A 14,250-nucleotide genomic window follows, 5' to 3' on the forward strand; every position below is an offset into this window, starting at 1 on the left:
TTTTTTTCGTTTTACGGTCTGTGCATCAGCTACTGCCTGTGCATCCGCACAAACTTCTCCATCAGCTGATCTTCAGTCTCCACATGAGCGGGATCCCAGATGATGCAGTCGATAGGGCAGACACTGATGCAGGTCGGCTTCTCATAGTGACCGACGCACTCGGTGCAGCGACTGGGGTCGATCTCGTAGATCTCCTCACCCAGGCTGATGGCCTGGTTGGGGCACTCGGGATCGCACATGTCACAGTTGATGCACTTGTCGGTGATGAGCAGCGCCATCTCAGGCCGCCGTGTGCGGGTTGCGGGTATCCTGGCTGTCGCCCAGATTGCGCAGCAAAATGCCGTAGTTCACATCCAGATCTTTCGGGACTGGCACATAGACCACGTGACCGTTGCCCGGCGCGGTATCGATCAGCTCGCCCTTGCGGTTCTCCATCTGCTCCAGATTGAAACGGACGTTGCCCTGCGGGGTCATCAGCTCCAGGTTGTTGCCCACCAGGAACTTGTTCTTCACCTCGACCTCGACCATGTCACCTTTGCGACCGGTGATCTCGCCGACAAACTGTTGGGTGTCGGAGACGGAGTAGCCGTAGTCGTAGTTCTGGTATTCGCTGTGGTTGTGACGGCGCAGGAAGCCCTCGGTGTAGCCGCGGTGGGCCAGATTTTCGAGGGTGCCCATCAGGCTGCGGTCGAACGGACGACCCGCTACCGCATCGTCGATGGCCTTGCGGTAAACCTGAGCGGTACGGGCGCAGTAATAGAAAGACTTGGTGCGCCCTTCGATTTTCAGGGAGTGAACGCCCATCTTGGTCAGTCGCTCGACGTGCTCGACCGCGCGCAAGTCCTTGGAGTTCATGATGTAGGTGCCGTGTTCGTCCTCGAACGCGCTCATGTACTCGCCCGGGCGGTTGGACTCTTCCAGCAGCACCAGGGCATCAGTCGGCTTGCCAAGGCCCAGGGTGTTGTCCGGACGCACTGCGATGGGCTCCTGACGGTGGACGATCTGGCCCACGTCATCTTCTTTACCCTCGTGTACCTTGTACTCCCAGCGGCAGGAGTTGGTGCAGGTGCCCTGGTTGGGGTCACGCTTGTTGATATAGCCGGAGAGCAGGCAGCGGCCGGAGTAGGCCATGCACAGCGCGCCGTGAACGAACACTTCCAGCTCCATCTCCGGTACCTGCATGCGGATCTCCTCAATCTCGTCCAGCGACAGCTCGCGGGAGAGGATGGCGCGGGTCAGGCCCATTTGATGCCAGAATTTCACCGTGGCCCAGTTGACCGCGTTGGCCTGCACCGAGAGGTGAATGGGCATATCCGGGAAGGCTTCACGCATCATCATGATAAGACCGGGGTCGGACATGATCAGCGCATCCGGCTTCATCTCCACCACAGGGCGCATGTCGCGGATAAAGGTCTTGAGCTTGGAGTTGTGGGGCTGGATGTTGGCCACCACATAGAACTGCTTGCCCAGCGCATGGGCTTCGTTGATGCCCAGCTGCAGGTTTTCGTGATCGAATTCGTTGTTGCGTACCCGCAGGCTGTAGCGGGGCTGACCGGCATAGACGGCATCGGCGCCATAGGCGTAGGCGTAACGCATGTTCTTGAGGGAACCTGCGGGGGAGAGCAATTCTGGTTTAAACATGGCGGACTCTTTATATCTGATTGCAAATCAGGACGATGCCACCTGATGGCATCGTAGTGGTTGAGTTGCGGTGCAAGATGCCCTCCGAGAGGAGGCTCAATGCAGCGCGACCCGATGACGGCATATCCGGGCCTATCTACAGAAGATGCGCCGGATATTCGGGGTGCGAGATTGTACTCGCCCCCACGTCATCATGCAATTTGGCAGGAATATCATGCGAATGGAAAATCAGTTTTTGGGTAATCTGTGATGGTGGGTTAGCGATATTTGCGATGTTCAATTATCCAGTGCGAGTTGAAAATCGGGAAACTGTTCGCTCATAAAATTGCGGGGGCTGTGGCCATTGCCTGCGGTGGCCAGCCATTCCCAATCCAGTTTTGGCGAGCCCGCTTTGAAGCGTTGATAGGCAACGCCCTGATGAATGGTCAGAAAGAGGGTCGTGGGGAGTCCCAGCTTGTTGCTGTAGCGCACCATCAGATCGCCCTGATAGTCGTTGCTGATTCTGACTTTGAGCGCCTGCAGTGTTAGACCGATGGCGTGACCATGCTCGTCCCAGACTTCAAACATGATATGAACACTCTGATGTCGATGATGCCACGATGAGCAAGATGGGATGCAATTGCAACTGTCAGATCTGACAAGGTCGGAAAAATGTGATGAGAATGGCAGAAAGCGAAAACCCGGCGCTAGGCCGGGTTTTCTTGAATGATGGTGGAGGGAGAAGGATTCGAACCTTCGAAGGCAGAGCCGTCAGATTTACAGTCTGATCCCTTTGGCCGCTCGGGAACCCCTCCACAGGGGCAAAGCAAATTGTATTCAGCCATTGCAATCAGGGAAATGGTGGAGGGAGAAGGATTCGAACCTTCGAAGGCAGAGCCGTCAGATTTACAGTCTGATCCCTTTGGCCGCTCGGGAACCCCTCCACGGGGTATTTCCTGATTGTCACTACTTTGCACTTGAATGGTGGAGGGAGAAGGATTCGAACCTTCGAAGGCAGAGCCGTCAGATTTACAGTCTGATCCCTTTGGCCGCTCGGGAACCCCTCCCCAAGTGCGAGGCGCATACTATCAGATCCAGAGGCTTTGTGAACCCCTTGATGAGGCATCTGGCAGTAAAAAATGACTGTTCGTCGATTTTTTGATACATCCAGCTCAAAATTCAAGCTTATCAGCAAGTTGTGCGCTGCTTTTCTGCACAAAACAGCATCCGTGCAAGTTGGCTATCGCGCTGAAAGTTGGCTATCGCGCTGAAGAGAAGGCCGATAGCAGAAGACCGCCAGCGTTGGCGGTCTTCCCGGGCATCACATCTAGCGCTGGAACGGGTAGACCGAACCCAGTTTCAGGATCTGGGTCAGCTCGTCCAGTGCGCTGCGGGACTCCTGCACCAGTGCCGGATCCCGCAGGTCATCGAGGGTCAGGCGGTCGCGGTAGTGGCGATCGACCCAGCCATCGAGGCGGGCAAACTGGCTGTCGTTGATAAGGCAGGCCGGATTGACCGCAGCGAGTTCCTGATCGTTCATGGCGACCCGCAGTCGCAGGCAGGCCGGGCCGCCACCATTACGCATGCTCTGTTTCACATCCATATAGTGGACCGCCTTGATCGGAGTCTCCTGCGTCAGCAGCTTGCCAAGATAGGCCGACACCGCCGGATTATCGCGGCACTCGGTGGGGGCGATAATGGCCATCTCGCCGCTCGGCAGGGTGAGGATCTGGGTGTTGAACAGGTAGGATTTCACCGCATCCAGCACCGATACCTCGGCGGTCGGCACTTCGATAAAGTGCAAATCCCCCTCGCCAAACTTGCCGCGGATTTCGGTCAGCACCGCTTCGGTGTTGAGGAACGCTTGCTGGTGGAAGAAGAGCACGTGCTGGTTGCCCACCGCGATCACGTCGTTGTGGAATACCCCCTGATCGATCACCTCCGGGTTTTGCTGAATAAACACCACGCTCTCCTCGCCAAGGCCATGCAGGCGAGCGATGGCCTGGCTTGCCTCCAGGGTCTGGCGGGCCGGATAGCGCTTCGGCGCCGGGCGGGAGTAGTCAAAGGCGCTGCGGCCATAGACAAACAGCTCGACCCCCGCCTCGCCATAGGCGCGGCAGAGGCGGGTGTGGTTGGCCGCCCCCTCGTCGCCGAAGTGGTCATTCTCCGGCAAATGGAGGTGGTGGCTGAAGTGGCGATCATTGTTGAACACGGCGCGCAGGATACGGCCCGTGACGTCAGGCTCCAGAGAGCGGTGAAACTTGTTGGTCAGGTTGGCGGGGGTGAAGTGAATGCGGCCATCCTGGGTATCGGCACTGGGGGAGACGGTGGCGGCATTGGCTGTCCACATGCTGGAGGCCGAATAACAGGCAGCCAGTACGGCGGGAGCCTGTTTGGCGGCCTGCTCCAGCACCCGGGCATCGTTGCCGGTGAAGCCTAGGCGGCGCAGGGTGGCGAGATCGGGACGCTCTTGTGGCGCCAGTACCCCCTGGGTCATGCCAAGCTCGGTCAGCGCCTTCATCTTGCGCAGCCCCTGCTTGGCGGCCTCTTTCGGGTTGGAAGCCTCCTGGGCATTGCTCTGGGAGGCAACGTTGCCGTAGGAGAGGCCGGCATAGTTATGAGTCGGGCCGACCAGACCGTCGAAATTGACCTCGAAGTGCTTCATTGAGTACATCCTTTCGATTTTTATGATGGGTAGCGGTTCCTTCCGCGCACAATGCGTCGGGGTTGGGCCATTATAAAGAGATTTTATGTTTTTGTAACAAGCCGGTAACCAGCAGACGTTTTTATGTCGTTTCAGATATAAAAAGAGGGGCGGTATGGCAGAAAATTGAAAAAGCGGTTGCGTCCGGCCTGTTGCCTTCGCATTAATAAATAAAGAAGCAATAAAAGAAGCCGTGTGGTTCGGGCTGGTCAGGCAAATTTGCTCACAAGATTGCTTTTTCGCGCCAAATCTCTTATACAGCCCCACAAAACCGCACACCAACCCCGTCGGGTGCAATGAGGATAATAGTTACAGCATGGGCAAATCACTGGTCATAGTGGAGTCTCCGGCCAAGGCCAAGACGATCAACAAATATCTGGGCAAGGACTACGTGGTGAAATCCAGCGTGGGTCATGTTCGCGATCTGCCCACCAGCGGCAGCGCCAGCACCGAGCCCAAGAAACCTGTCATTCGCGGCATCAAGTTGAGCGAATCCGAGAAGGCTGCCAAGGATCGCAAGGCCCTGTTTGCCCGGATGGGTATCAATCCGACAGCTGGTTGGCAGGCTAACTACCAGATTTTGCCCGGCAAGGAGAAGGTGGTCAGCGAGTTGCAAAGTCTGGCCGAGAAAGCCGACACCATCTATCTCGCAACCGACTTGGATAGAGAAGGAGAAGCGATCGCCTGGCACCTGCGCGAGATCATCGGTGGCGATGACAGCCGCTACAAGCGTGTGGTGTTCAACGAAATCACCAAGAGCGCCATCAAGGAGGCGTTCGCCCAGCCGTCCGAACTCAATATTGACCGCGTCAATGCCCAGCAGGCCCGTCGTTTCCTCGACCGCGTGGTGGGTTACATGGTCTCCCCGCTGCTGTGGAAAAAGCTGGCTCGTGGCCTCTCTGCCGGTCGAGTGCAGTCCGTTGCGGTGCGTCTTATCGTCGATAAAGAGCGCGAAATCAAGGCGTTCGTACCGGTCGAGTTCTGGGATCTCAATGCCGATCTGCTGACCGCCGACAAGAGCGATCTGCGGATGGAAGTGGTCAGCCGCAACGGGGCCGACTTCAAGCCCGTGACCCAGGCCGAGACCTTTGCCGCTGTCGCAGCCCTGGAAGGGGTCGACTACAAGGTGGTGAACCGGGAAGACAAGCCGACCGGCTCCAAGCCGTCCGCGCCGTTTATCACCTCCACCCTGCAGCAGGCGGCCTCTACCCGTCTGAGCTTCGGGGTCAAGAAGACCATGATGATGGCCCAGCGTCTCTATGAAGCGGGTTACATCACCTATATGCGTACCGACTCCACCAACCTCAGCAAAGAGGCGGTTGAGGCGGTGCGTGAATATATCGGCGAGCAGTATGGCGCGGCCTATCTGCCAGCCGAGCCGAATCTGTATGGCGCCAAGGCCAATGCTCAGGAAGCGCACGAGGCGATCCGTCCCTCCAACGTACAGGTGACTGCCGAGATGCTGGAAGGGATGGAGCCGGATGCCATGCGTCTGTACGATCTCATCTGGCGTCAGTTTGTTGCCTGCCAGATGACCCCGGCTCAATACGACTCCTCCACCCTGACCGTCAAGGCGGGTGAGTTCGAGCTCAAGGCCCGTGGCCGTACCCTGCGTTTCGCCGGTTGGACCAAGGCCCTGCCGCCGATGGGTCGCAAGGGCGAAGATAGCCAGCTGCCGGCGGTGACCGTGGGCGAGGTGCTGAAACTGGTCAAGCTGGATCCGCGCCAGCACTTCACCAAGCCGCCTGCCCGTTTCACCGAAGCGGCGCTGGTGCGTGAGCTGGAAAAACGCGGCATCGGCCGTCCGTCTACCTACGCCTCCATCATCTCCACTATCGTCGATCGTGGTTATGTGCGGGTCGAGAGCCGCCGTTTCTTCGCCGAGAAGATGGGCGAGATTGTCACCGATCGTCTGGTGGAGAACTTTGTCGAGCTGATGAACTACGAGTTCACCGCCAAGATGGAAGACAAGCTCGATGGCATCGCCGAAGGGAGCCTGGAGTGGAAGAAGGTGCTGGACGCCTTCTACGCCGAGTTTACCCAGGAGCTGGAGAAGGCCGACAAGGCGCCCGAAGAGGGTGGCATGCGTGCCAACCAGATGGTGATGACCGACATCGATTGCCCGGATTGCGGCCGCAAGATGGGTATTCGTACTGCCACCACCGGCGTGTTCCTTGGTTGCTCCGGCTATGCTTTGCCGCCGAAAGAGCGCTGCAAGAAGACCATCAACCTGGTCTCTGCCGACGAATTTGTCTCCGCCACTGACGGCGAAGAGGCGGAAACCGAAGCGCTGCGCGCCAAGCACCGCTGCGGCGTCTGTGGTACAGCGATGGATGCCTACATCATCGATGACAGCCGCAAGCTGCACGTCTGTGGTCGCAACCCGGACTGCGATGGCTACGAGATCGAGAAGGGCCAGTTCAAGCTCAAGGGCTACGAAGGGCCGAGCATCGAGTGCGACCGTTGCGGAGCCGAGATGCAGCTCAAGAACGGCCGTTTCGGCAAGTACATGGGCTGCACCAACGAGACCTGCAAGAACACCCGCAAGATCCTGAAAAACGGCGACATCGCGCCGCCGAAGGAGGATCCGGTGCCGCTGCCGGAGCTCAAGTGCACCCAGTCCGATGCTCACTTTGTGCTGCGTGACGGGGCTGCCGGTCTGTTTCTGGCGGCCAGCAACTTCCCCAAATCCCGCGAGACCCGCGCGCCGCTGGTGGAAGAGCTCAAGCGCTTCAAGGATCGCATCTCCGCCAAGCACAAGTATCTGGCCGGTGCCCCGCTCACCGATCCGGACGGCAACCCCGCCATCGTACGCTTCAGTCGCAAGACCAAGGAGCAGTACGTGATGAGCGAGGTCAACGGCAAGGCGACCGGTTGGACCGCTCACTACGACAACGGTACCTGGCAAGAGAGTTTGCCAAAGGCTAAAAAAGCCTGATGAAAAGAGGCCCCGACAAGGGGCCTCTTTGCTTATGGATAGCGGTATACTGAGACAGCTGCAAGGAGTGCAGCTGTCATCAATCGCGAAGTAGACAAGGAGGTTGAGATGGAGATTAACGAGATCCGGCCGGGCATGAGCTGTATGACCCGGGAAGGGGCGGCCTATGTGCTGGAGGTGGACCGGCAGAGCCTGCTGGTGCTGCTGCAGCGTGCGGATGAGACCATACCGGTGCAGGTGCGCAGCGACGAGATCCTGGCGCCGCTTGAGTGATCCGGCTGTGATCCCCTCAAAACGGCAGTAGAAAAAGCAGCTCGGCCAGATCGGGCTGCCATTGCCACTCCTTCATTCTGACCCGTCCACCGATCACCACGACCCCCTCCTGCTGCAGGCGTCCCGTCTGTTCGGCAAAGCCTGGCGATACTTTCGGTAACGAGATGGTGCCCGCGGCGCCCAGTACCCGATGCCACGGCAGTACCTTGTCGGTTTCCCGCAGCACCTTGCCCACCAGTCTTGCCCGTCCGGGCAACCCCGCCAGATCGGCCACCTGACCGTAACTGACCACCCGGCCTGCCGGGATCAGGGCGATGATCGCTTCGATACGGGCTGTTTTGTTCAATGGGGATGGACTTGGTTCAATGCTCATAGACCCGATTCGTCAAAAACAACAGAAGCGCCATTGTGGCGCTTCTGTCATGGGGCTGGCAATGATTCAGCCGAAGGTCTGGCTAAGCCCCTTCAGTTGCTTGGCCCGTTCCAGCAGAGCCTGACTTGAGTGATCGACATCCAGCATCTTCTGACTGTTGGCGTGGGAGTACTCGGAGATCTGGTGGATGCTGCGGCTGATCTCCTCCACGACCGCTTGTTGCTGCTCTGCAGCGGTGGCTATCTGGGTGGAGTGTTCGGTGACCAGCTCTATCTCTGCCAGCACGGTATGGAGGCTGCTGGCGCCCTGGCGGGTCATCTCGGCACATGCGCGGGTCTGTTGCAGGTTCTCCTGCATCATCCCCTTCCAGCGTCCCAGAGTGTGCTGGATCTGCTTGATGCTGACCTGGATCTGCTCGGTCGCCTTGTGGGTGCGGGTCGATAGAGTTCGCACCTCGTCTGCGACCACCGCAAAACCACGGCCCTGCTCCCCGGCGCGAGCCGCTTCGATGGCGGCGTTGAGGGCGAGCAGGTTAGTCTGCTCGGCGATGCCCTGGATCTCGCCCATGACACTGCCAATCCGTTCGGATTCGCTGGCGAGCTCCACTGCCGAGTTGAACGCCAGCTCAGCCTGTTTGGCGAGCTGTTCGATCTGCAGCTCGGTCTGGTTCAACTGCTGGTTGGTTTGTTCACAACGATTGCGAGCTTCGTTGACCTGACCGTTGGAGTCCTGAATGTTGCGGGCGATCTCGTGAGCTGTGTTGGCCATCTGAGTCATAGCCGTAGCCATCTGCTGGGTCTGGGCATCTTGCTCGTTGATATCGAGACAGGCTTGATGAGAGGCCTGCTTCAGATTGATGGCCAGGGTTTGCAGAGGTGCCGTGGCATCGTTGATCCGTCCCAACACGGTTCGGATGCGGGCTTGAAGCATCTTGATATGAAAATCGGCAATGGCGCCGGGGTTGTCACCGGAGTAGACCAGCCGGGTCAGACTGTCATATTCACGGCCCAGTTTCTGCAGATAGTGGGGCAGGGCAAAGAGCTCGCGCCAGTAGGCTCCGCCAATAAGCAACAGGGGCAGCAGCATCAGCAGGACGGTCATGGCCCCTTGACTGGCGAAGGTCCAGCCCATCAGGCCGAGCAGCAGCAGGGTAATGGCCGGGGTGCGTACTTTGGCAAGAGAGGGGAGGTTGCTGCTGTTGCCGCGCTCGGCCTTGAGCAGTGCCTGGTAGGTCTGAGCGGCGATGCGCTTGAATTGGGGCTCGGGCTTGCAGCGTACCGACTGGTAGCCGCTGATCCTGTTGCCTTCATAGATGGGGGTCACATAGGCATCTACCCAGTAGTAACGGCCATCCTTGCAGCGGTTTTTTACCATACCGCGCCAGGGTTTGCCCTCCTTGAGGCGGGCCCAGAGATCGGCGAAGGCGGCCTTGGGCATGTCGGGGTGGCGTACCAGATTGTGGTTGTGTCCCACCAGTTCATCGACCGTGTAGCCTGCGATTTCGCAAAAGGCCGGGTTGGCGTAGGTGATCACCCCGCGCAGGTCAGTGGTGGAGACCAGTTGTACGTCGGCAGGAAACTCCACTTCGCTATCTAGGGTATGGACGTCTCTGCGGGCCATAGGAATACGCTCCGATGTTCTTGTTGATAATGTTGTCGTTGTTATTGTGGCAGATCTGGAGGTGGCCGCAGGCTCGCGCCAGCAGGAGGCAGACCAGCTTCATTGGGGGCTGGATTTTGCCAATAATGGCGGATGAATGGTAGGGAGAAGTTGATGTTTTGTTGGTTAATCGTAAAAAAGGCGGCCAATTGGCCGCCAAAGTAGAGACAACATTACCTCTGTGGCATCCGGTAGCGCACCTGCAACTGATCGAGGATCTGCAGCTGACCCGGCAGGCGGGCGGCGAAGTGCTCCCAGCCCTTGTGGGCGGGATCGCTCCAGGCCACCTCGGCCGTGGCCAGCATACGCGGGAACAACATGTAGTCGAGACGATCACGGCTGGTGATCAATTCTGACCACAAGGGGCTCAGCACCCCGAGGATGTTATCGTTGGCATGGAAATCGGCTGGGGCAGGATCGCAAGCATAAACCTGCTCCAGATTGAGGGTCCCCGCCCAGTAGAGGCCGGGTTCATGAATATCGGCGCTCCAGGCCAGATCCAGATAGAGGAACTGGGCGGGCGCCATCACCACCGGATAACCGGCTGCGGCAGCATCCAGCCCCGCCTGAAAGCTGGTCCAGGCACAGATGGCCGCTTTGCGGCTCACCTTGTCGCCATGCAGGATCTCCTCCCAGCCGATCATCTGTTTGCCTCTGGCGGCCAGATAGCGCTGACAGTGCCGCAGCAGATGGCCCTGCAGCTCACGGCAGTCGGAGTAGCCCTGCTCGGTCATCAGCTGCTGGCAGGCGGGGCTGTCGGTCCAGACCCCGGTCGGCACCTCGTCACCCCCCATGTGGATCTGCGGGCCGGGGAAGAGCTCGCATACCTCGTCCAGCACCGCCTCCAGGAAGCGGTAGGTGCCGGGCAGGGCAGGATTGAGCACGTTGTCATCGAAATGCTGGACCGAGCGGTAGCGGGAGTGATCCGCCGTTTCGATCAGCAGCTCGGGCAGCGCCTTGATGGCGGCGTGGCAGTGGCCCGGGATGTCGATCTCGGGAATGACGGTGATGCCGAGCTCACTGGCATAGCTCACCAGCTCCTTCACCTCGCTCTGGGTGTAGTAGCCGCCATAGGGTTCGGCACCGCCGCTGAGCTGGGGGGCGATCGCCAGATCGTGGCCGCGCCAGGCACCCACGTCGGTCAATGCCGGGAAGGCCTTGATCTCGAGCCGCCACCCCTCGTCATCGGTCAGGTGCCAGTGGAAGCGGTTGAACTTGTAGAGGCTCATCAGCTTGAGCAGGCGCTTGATGGTGGCCGGAGTGTGGAAGTGGCGGGCGCAGTCGAGAAAAATGCCGCGAAAGCCAAAGCGCGGGGCATCCTCCAGCGTGATGCAGGGCAGGCTCTCCCCATGTTGCAGATACCACTGGGCTAGCGTCACCAGCCCATGACGCCAGCCCGTTTCGTCGGCGGCGGCAATTACCACCTCCTGCGGCGTGATGGTCAGTTGGTAGGCTTCGGGGGCCAGTTTGGCCTCGGTCAGCCGGATTTCTGCGTCGTGATCCTGCTCCAGCGCCAGCGATGTGAGTTCGTTGAAGTGGGCCAGCAATTTCGGCACATCGCGGGGGGCGCTGACATGAGCCCGCTCGGCCAGCCGGAAGTTCCCCTCCAGCAGTACCAGATGGGCCGGTTGCGGCACTATACCGGGCAGGGGCTCGACCTCCGGCAGGTCGGGGCGGGTTACCGGCGGGTTCTCCAGTCCGAGATCCTGCGCTGCCAGCGTCACCGGCAGCAGCTGGGCACCCGTGGTGGCCTCCGGCAGGCTGAGGAAAAAGCCCTGCGGCATGTCGGAGAGCTTCTTGATGGGGGTCTGGCGGCAGCAAAAGCGCAGCTCGCAGTTGCCAGTTTTTGGGACAATCACCTTGTAGCTGCCGCTCTGGCGCTCCAGCTCCCCCCCTTGCAAGGAGTCGGGGTCGATATGGCGAGCCAGACAGAAGTGCAGTTTCCACCGGGTATCCGGCATGCGGGATAGGGTGAAAGTGAACCAGACATCCTCTCCGTCACGTCGGGCGACCTGGGTGTGGATCAGGGGTGTAGACATGGAAAATCCTCTGATTGGGCAAACAGGATGGCGCCATCGAGCGCATCTGCCTGGGGGGGGATCAGGTTGAGTTGGCCGAGACGGGGAGCGAGGCGGGTGCCAATCCCCCCCAGCAGGGCGATCTGTCTGGCACCGAGCTGGGTCATTCCCTCCAGCAGGATCCGCAGTTGTTCGCAGGTTTCGTCCAGCAGCTGATTGGCGAGCTCGTCGCCATCGCTGGCGGCATCGAATACCCAGGGGGCAAAGTGGCCATAGTCCGCCGGAATGGCGCGGGCGGCCCAGCGTACCAGCTCGGCCTGATCCCGCTTGAAGCGGTCCATCAGGCGGATTGCGAGGGTGCTGGGGGGCAGAATGCCGTCGTGGCAGAGCAGAGATTGCTGGATGGCGCGCAGCCCGAGCCAGGCGCCGCTGCCTATGTCCGAAATGGGGAAGCCGCGGCCGGAACAGGTGCGGATCTGCCCTTCCTGATAGATCAGCCCCACCGAGCCGGTACCGGCGATCAGGATGGCCCCCTCACGGCCACCAAAGGCGCCGAGGCAGGCACCGAAGGCATCGGAGGTGAGCCTGACGCTGGCGAAGGGGAAGGGCATCTCGAGCAGGGCGTGATAGCAGTCGGCCAGCTCGGCGGAGGCGAGCGCCAGCCCGACCCCCATCTGCTGTTCGCACTCTATTCCGAGCCCGGCCGTAAGGCGGGCGCTGGCGATGGCAGCCAGCACATTGGCGTGGGCATGGGGGATGCCCAGCTCCAGATTGGAGCCGGCCGCGCGCCCCTCTCCGAGCAGCTTGCCCGCCCGATCCCGAATGCGGGCGCGGGTGTGGGTGCCCCCGCCATCGACGCCTACCCAGAACTCAATCATGGCGACCTCCCTGCTCATTTCGAGCACTCAGGGCGCTCTGCCAGCTGATGGCAAGGGCAAACCAGGCTGCGTGGGGGATCCACTGCTCGCCCCAGCGCCAGTTCTGATCCAGCCGATCCTTGTACTCCTCCGGAATAAAAGCCACGTCGTTTTCGTCATCAAACCCTGAGGTGATGCCGTTGCAGATACCACCCTGCGCATTGGGATACCCGGCGGTATAGGCGGGGTTGTTGATGCCGTGGCCCGCCAGCATGCAGGCATTGAAGGGGTTTTGCCCGAGGATCCAGTCGAGTTGGCGTTGGCCATAAGTGAGCAGCGGCTGGCTCTGGCGGGGGAAGTGGCGGGCGCCAGCAAAGGCCATGGTCGCCAGAGACGCGAGGCGGGCATTCTCACCCTGCCACCAGTAACCGGACTCGTTGTTGTGGGGCATAAAGAAGCTGACGCGCGGCGCTTCATCCACCCCTTTCACATATTGGCGGGCGAGGGAGAAGGGGTTGCCCGCCCGTGCGCACAGTGCCAGCTCGGCGGCCAGCGACTGCTCCACTACGGTTTGTACCCGGGCCTGGTGCCCCTGATCCGGCTCTACGCCCAGATATTCCAGCAGCGCCAGCACCGGCAGACCCGCCTCAGCGGCGTGGTAGTAGGGGCGCGAGCCATCCTCGTTGGCCGACCAGTAGTGACCCAGCTCAGGATGAGGGCGCTGGCGGGCACAGAGTTTGCTGGCACGGGCTCTCGCCTCATTCAGCCACTCGTTGCCGAAGGTGCGGGTCAGCTCCACCGCCGCCAGCAGGGCGCAGTAGTCGTCGATGATGTTCTCGACCCCATCGTCGAGGTAGGCAAGGTTGTGTTCGCACAGATGCAGGTAGCCGCGTTTGGCTGCCTCGGCGTAGCGGCTGGCATCGAAGTCGCCACTGACGCTCTCGCGGGCGGCGCGGGCCAGCGCGGCGATGGCCATGCCGCCCCCTTGGCGAAAACCCGCCTGCCAGTTGGCGGATTTGATCCCCTGCTGAGTGGCGTAGGTGCACAGCTCGCGTTGGGCGGGATCCTTGCTCCACTTGTCGAACAGGGTCATGAAGAAGAAGCCTGACTCATCCTGCATCCGGCAGAGGAAATCGGCGCCGTGCAGCGCCTCGTCATTGAGCCGCTTGCAGAGGTTCACCCCGTCGATATCGCGGCGCGGGGCCAGCAGTTCCCGGCACTTGAGCAGAGCCCACACCACCATGGGGGTCTGCTGGGGGTTGAGGTAGTTGGCGTAGGAGAGGTGGCTCAGGTACTTGCTCATGTCGCCGCTGGCATCGAACCAGCCGCCGTGCACATCTTTGTGCTGGTCGGTGCCAAACAGGCGGGCGCTGCGGTCGGCCCGATCGAAGGTGCCGCTGGCGCGCTGGCCCTTGAAGTAGTGGAGGACATCGGAGAGACAGCGGCTGGCCAGCAGATCCTGGCCGATGGCAAAACGGGTGGAGCGGACTATGCCTTGGGCAGTGATCGCCTCCAGCCGATAGTGGCCGGGCTCCTTGAAGGCGGAGAAGTCGGCACGCCAGTAAGCGCGGCCCTGCCAGCCGGGGACGCTGCCAGCCGGTTGCAGCGGGGTTTCAAACAGGATCTGGCCATCGTCGAGGCGTTGCAGCCTGACATAGCCGCCGAGATCAGGGGCGGGGGAGGTTTGCAACAGGGCGACCTTGTGTCCGTCGCACTCGTAGCCCACCTGATTGATCAAGAGTTCCATCAAGGTATTACTCCTGTGGTTCACCGCCGGGCGGTGAGGCACATCACGGGGCTGTGGCCGC

Annotated in this window: 11 protein-coding genes and 3 tRNA genes; 2 read left to right on the top strand and 12 right to left on the bottom strand. The window is 60.5% G+C overall.

What is annotated here, in order from left to right:
• Positions 1-29: 29 nt before the first annotated feature.
• The 7 genes from ACB040_RS06100 to astB all read right to left on the bottom strand — a co-directional run bounded on the left by ACB040_RS06100 (position 30) and on the right by astB (position 4,285).
• Positions 30-278: a YfhL family 4Fe-4S dicluster ferredoxin gene (locus ACB040_RS06100; RefSeq protein WP_005334896.1), complete on the bottom strand. Its 249-nt coding sequence runs from the start codon at positions 276-278 to the stop codon at positions 30-32.
• Position 279: 1 nt separating this feature from the next.
• Complete coding sequence (gene yegQ / locus ACB040_RS06105) at positions 280-1,641, bottom strand: tRNA 5-hydroxyuridine modification protein YegQ (RefSeq protein ID WP_005334895.1); 1,362 nt, start codon at positions 1,639-1,641, stop codon at positions 280-282.
• A 276-nt stretch (positions 1,642-1,917) separates the two neighbouring features.
• Positions 1,918-2,208, bottom strand: a complete 291-nt coding sequence (locus ACB040_RS06110; RefSeq protein ID WP_338772230.1) for a hypothetical protein — start codon at positions 2,206-2,208, stop codon at positions 1,918-1,920.
• Between the two features lie 142 nt (positions 2,209-2,350).
• Positions 2,351-2,435 (bottom strand) — tRNA-Tyr (locus ACB040_RS06115).
• 44 nt (positions 2,436-2,479) lie between these two features.
• Positions 2,480-2,564 (bottom strand) — tRNA-Tyr (locus ACB040_RS06120).
• Positions 2,565-2,602: 38 nt separating this feature from the next.
• Positions 2,603-2,687, bottom strand: a tRNA-Tyr gene (locus ACB040_RS06125).
• A gap of 260 nt (positions 2,688-2,947) precedes the next feature.
• Positions 2,948-4,285: an N-succinylarginine dihydrolase gene (gene astB / locus ACB040_RS06130; protein ID WP_279486723.1), complete on the bottom strand. Its 1,338-nt coding sequence runs from the start codon at positions 4,283-4,285 to the stop codon at positions 2,948-2,950.
• A 355-nt stretch (positions 4,286-4,640) separates the two neighbouring features.
• On the opposite strand from astB, the gene topA reads away from it, so the two are divergent.
• Complete coding sequence (gene topA / locus ACB040_RS06135) at positions 4,641-7,262, top strand: type I DNA topoisomerase (protein ID WP_005362158.1); 2,622 nt, start codon at positions 4,641-4,643, stop codon at positions 7,260-7,262.
• A 108-nt stretch (positions 7,263-7,370) separates the two neighbouring features.
• Entirely contained in the window at positions 7,371-7,535 is a 165-nt protein-coding gene (locus ACB040_RS06140) for a hypothetical protein (protein ID WP_005334891.1), read from the top strand.
• A 16-nt stretch (positions 7,536-7,551) separates the two neighbouring features.
• On the opposite strand, the gene ACB040_RS06145 is transcribed toward ACB040_RS06140, so the two are convergent.
• The 5 genes from ACB040_RS06145 to ACB040_RS06165 all read right to left on the bottom strand — a co-directional run bounded on the left by ACB040_RS06145 (position 7,552) and on the right by ACB040_RS06165 (position 14,189).
• Positions 7,552-7,908 carry an MGMT family protein gene (locus tag ACB040_RS06145; RefSeq protein WP_194495967.1) on the bottom strand — a complete coding sequence of 119 codons (357 nt, stop codon included), beginning with the start codon at positions 7,906-7,908 and terminating at the stop codon, positions 7,552-7,554.
• A gap of 66 nt (positions 7,909-7,974) precedes the next feature.
• Positions 7,975-9,528, bottom strand: coding sequence for a PAS domain-containing methyl-accepting chemotaxis protein (locus ACB040_RS06150; RefSeq protein ID WP_019446728.1), 1,554 nt, complete (start codon positions 9,526-9,528; stop codon positions 7,975-7,977).
• A 212-nt stretch (positions 9,529-9,740) separates the two neighbouring features.
• Positions 9,741-11,606, bottom strand: a complete 1,866-nt coding sequence (locus ACB040_RS06155) for a beta-N-acetylhexosaminidase (protein WP_019446726.1) — start codon at positions 11,604-11,606, stop codon at positions 9,741-9,743.
• Positions 11,591-12,463 carry a BadF/BadG/BcrA/BcrD ATPase family protein gene (locus tag ACB040_RS06160; protein WP_019446725.1) on the bottom strand — a complete coding sequence of 291 codons (873 nt, stop codon included), beginning with the start codon at positions 12,461-12,463 and terminating at the stop codon, positions 11,591-11,593. The genes ACB040_RS06155 and ACB040_RS06160 overlap by 16 nt, the downstream gene beginning before the upstream one ends.
• Positions 12,456-14,189 carry a glycoside hydrolase family 9 protein gene (locus ACB040_RS06165; protein ID WP_368210786.1) on the bottom strand — a complete coding sequence of 578 codons (1,734 nt, stop codon included), beginning with the start codon at positions 14,187-14,189 and terminating at the stop codon, positions 12,456-12,458. Before ACB040_RS06165 ends, ACB040_RS06160 begins: the two co-directional genes overlap by 8 nt.
• Positions 14,190-14,250 lie beyond the last annotated feature (61 nt).

Source organism: Aeromonas sp. S11(2024), assembly GCF_041402345.1.
Classification (GTDB): Bacteria; Pseudomonadota; Gammaproteobacteria; order Enterobacterales; family Aeromonadaceae; genus Aeromonas; species Aeromonas veronii.

Coding starts and splice junctions, on each gene's coding strand:
- yegQ (WP_005334895.1), bottom strand. CDS start 1,641: ATGTTTAAACCAGAATTGCTCTCCCCCGCAGGTTCCCTCAAGAACATG.
- topA (WP_005362158.1), top strand. CDS start 4,641: ATGGGCAAATCACTGGTCATAGTGGAGTCTCCGGCCAAGGCCAAGACG.
- ACB040_RS06150 (WP_019446728.1), bottom strand. CDS start 9,528: ATGGCCCGCAGAGACGTCCATACCCTAGATAGCGAAGTGGAGTTTCCT.
- ACB040_RS06100 (WP_005334896.1), bottom strand. CDS start 278: ATGGCGCTGCTCATCACCGACAAGTGCATCAACTGTGACATGTGCGAT.
- ACB040_RS06145 (WP_194495967.1), bottom strand. CDS start 7,908: ATGAGCATTGAACCAAGTCCATCCCCATTGAACAAAACAGCCCGTATC.
- astB (WP_279486723.1), bottom strand. CDS start 4,285: ATGAAGCACTTCGAGGTCAATTTCGACGGTCTGGTCGGCCCGACTCAT.
- ACB040_RS06140 (WP_005334891.1), top strand. CDS start 7,371: ATGGAGATTAACGAGATCCGGCCGGGCATGAGCTGTATGACCCGGGAA.
- ACB040_RS06165 (WP_368210786.1), bottom strand. CDS start 14,189: ATGGAACTCTTGATCAATCAGGTGGGCTACGAGTGCGACGGACACAAG.
- ACB040_RS06110 (WP_338772230.1), bottom strand. CDS start 2,208: ATGTTTGAAGTCTGGGACGAGCATGGTCACGCCATCGGTCTAACACTG.
- ACB040_RS06160 (WP_019446725.1), bottom strand. CDS start 12,463: ATGATTGAGTTCTGGGTAGGCGTCGATGGCGGGGGCACCCACACCCGC.
- ACB040_RS06155 (WP_019446726.1), bottom strand. CDS start 11,606: ATGTCTACACCCCTGATCCACACCCAGGTCGCCCGACGTGACGGAGAG.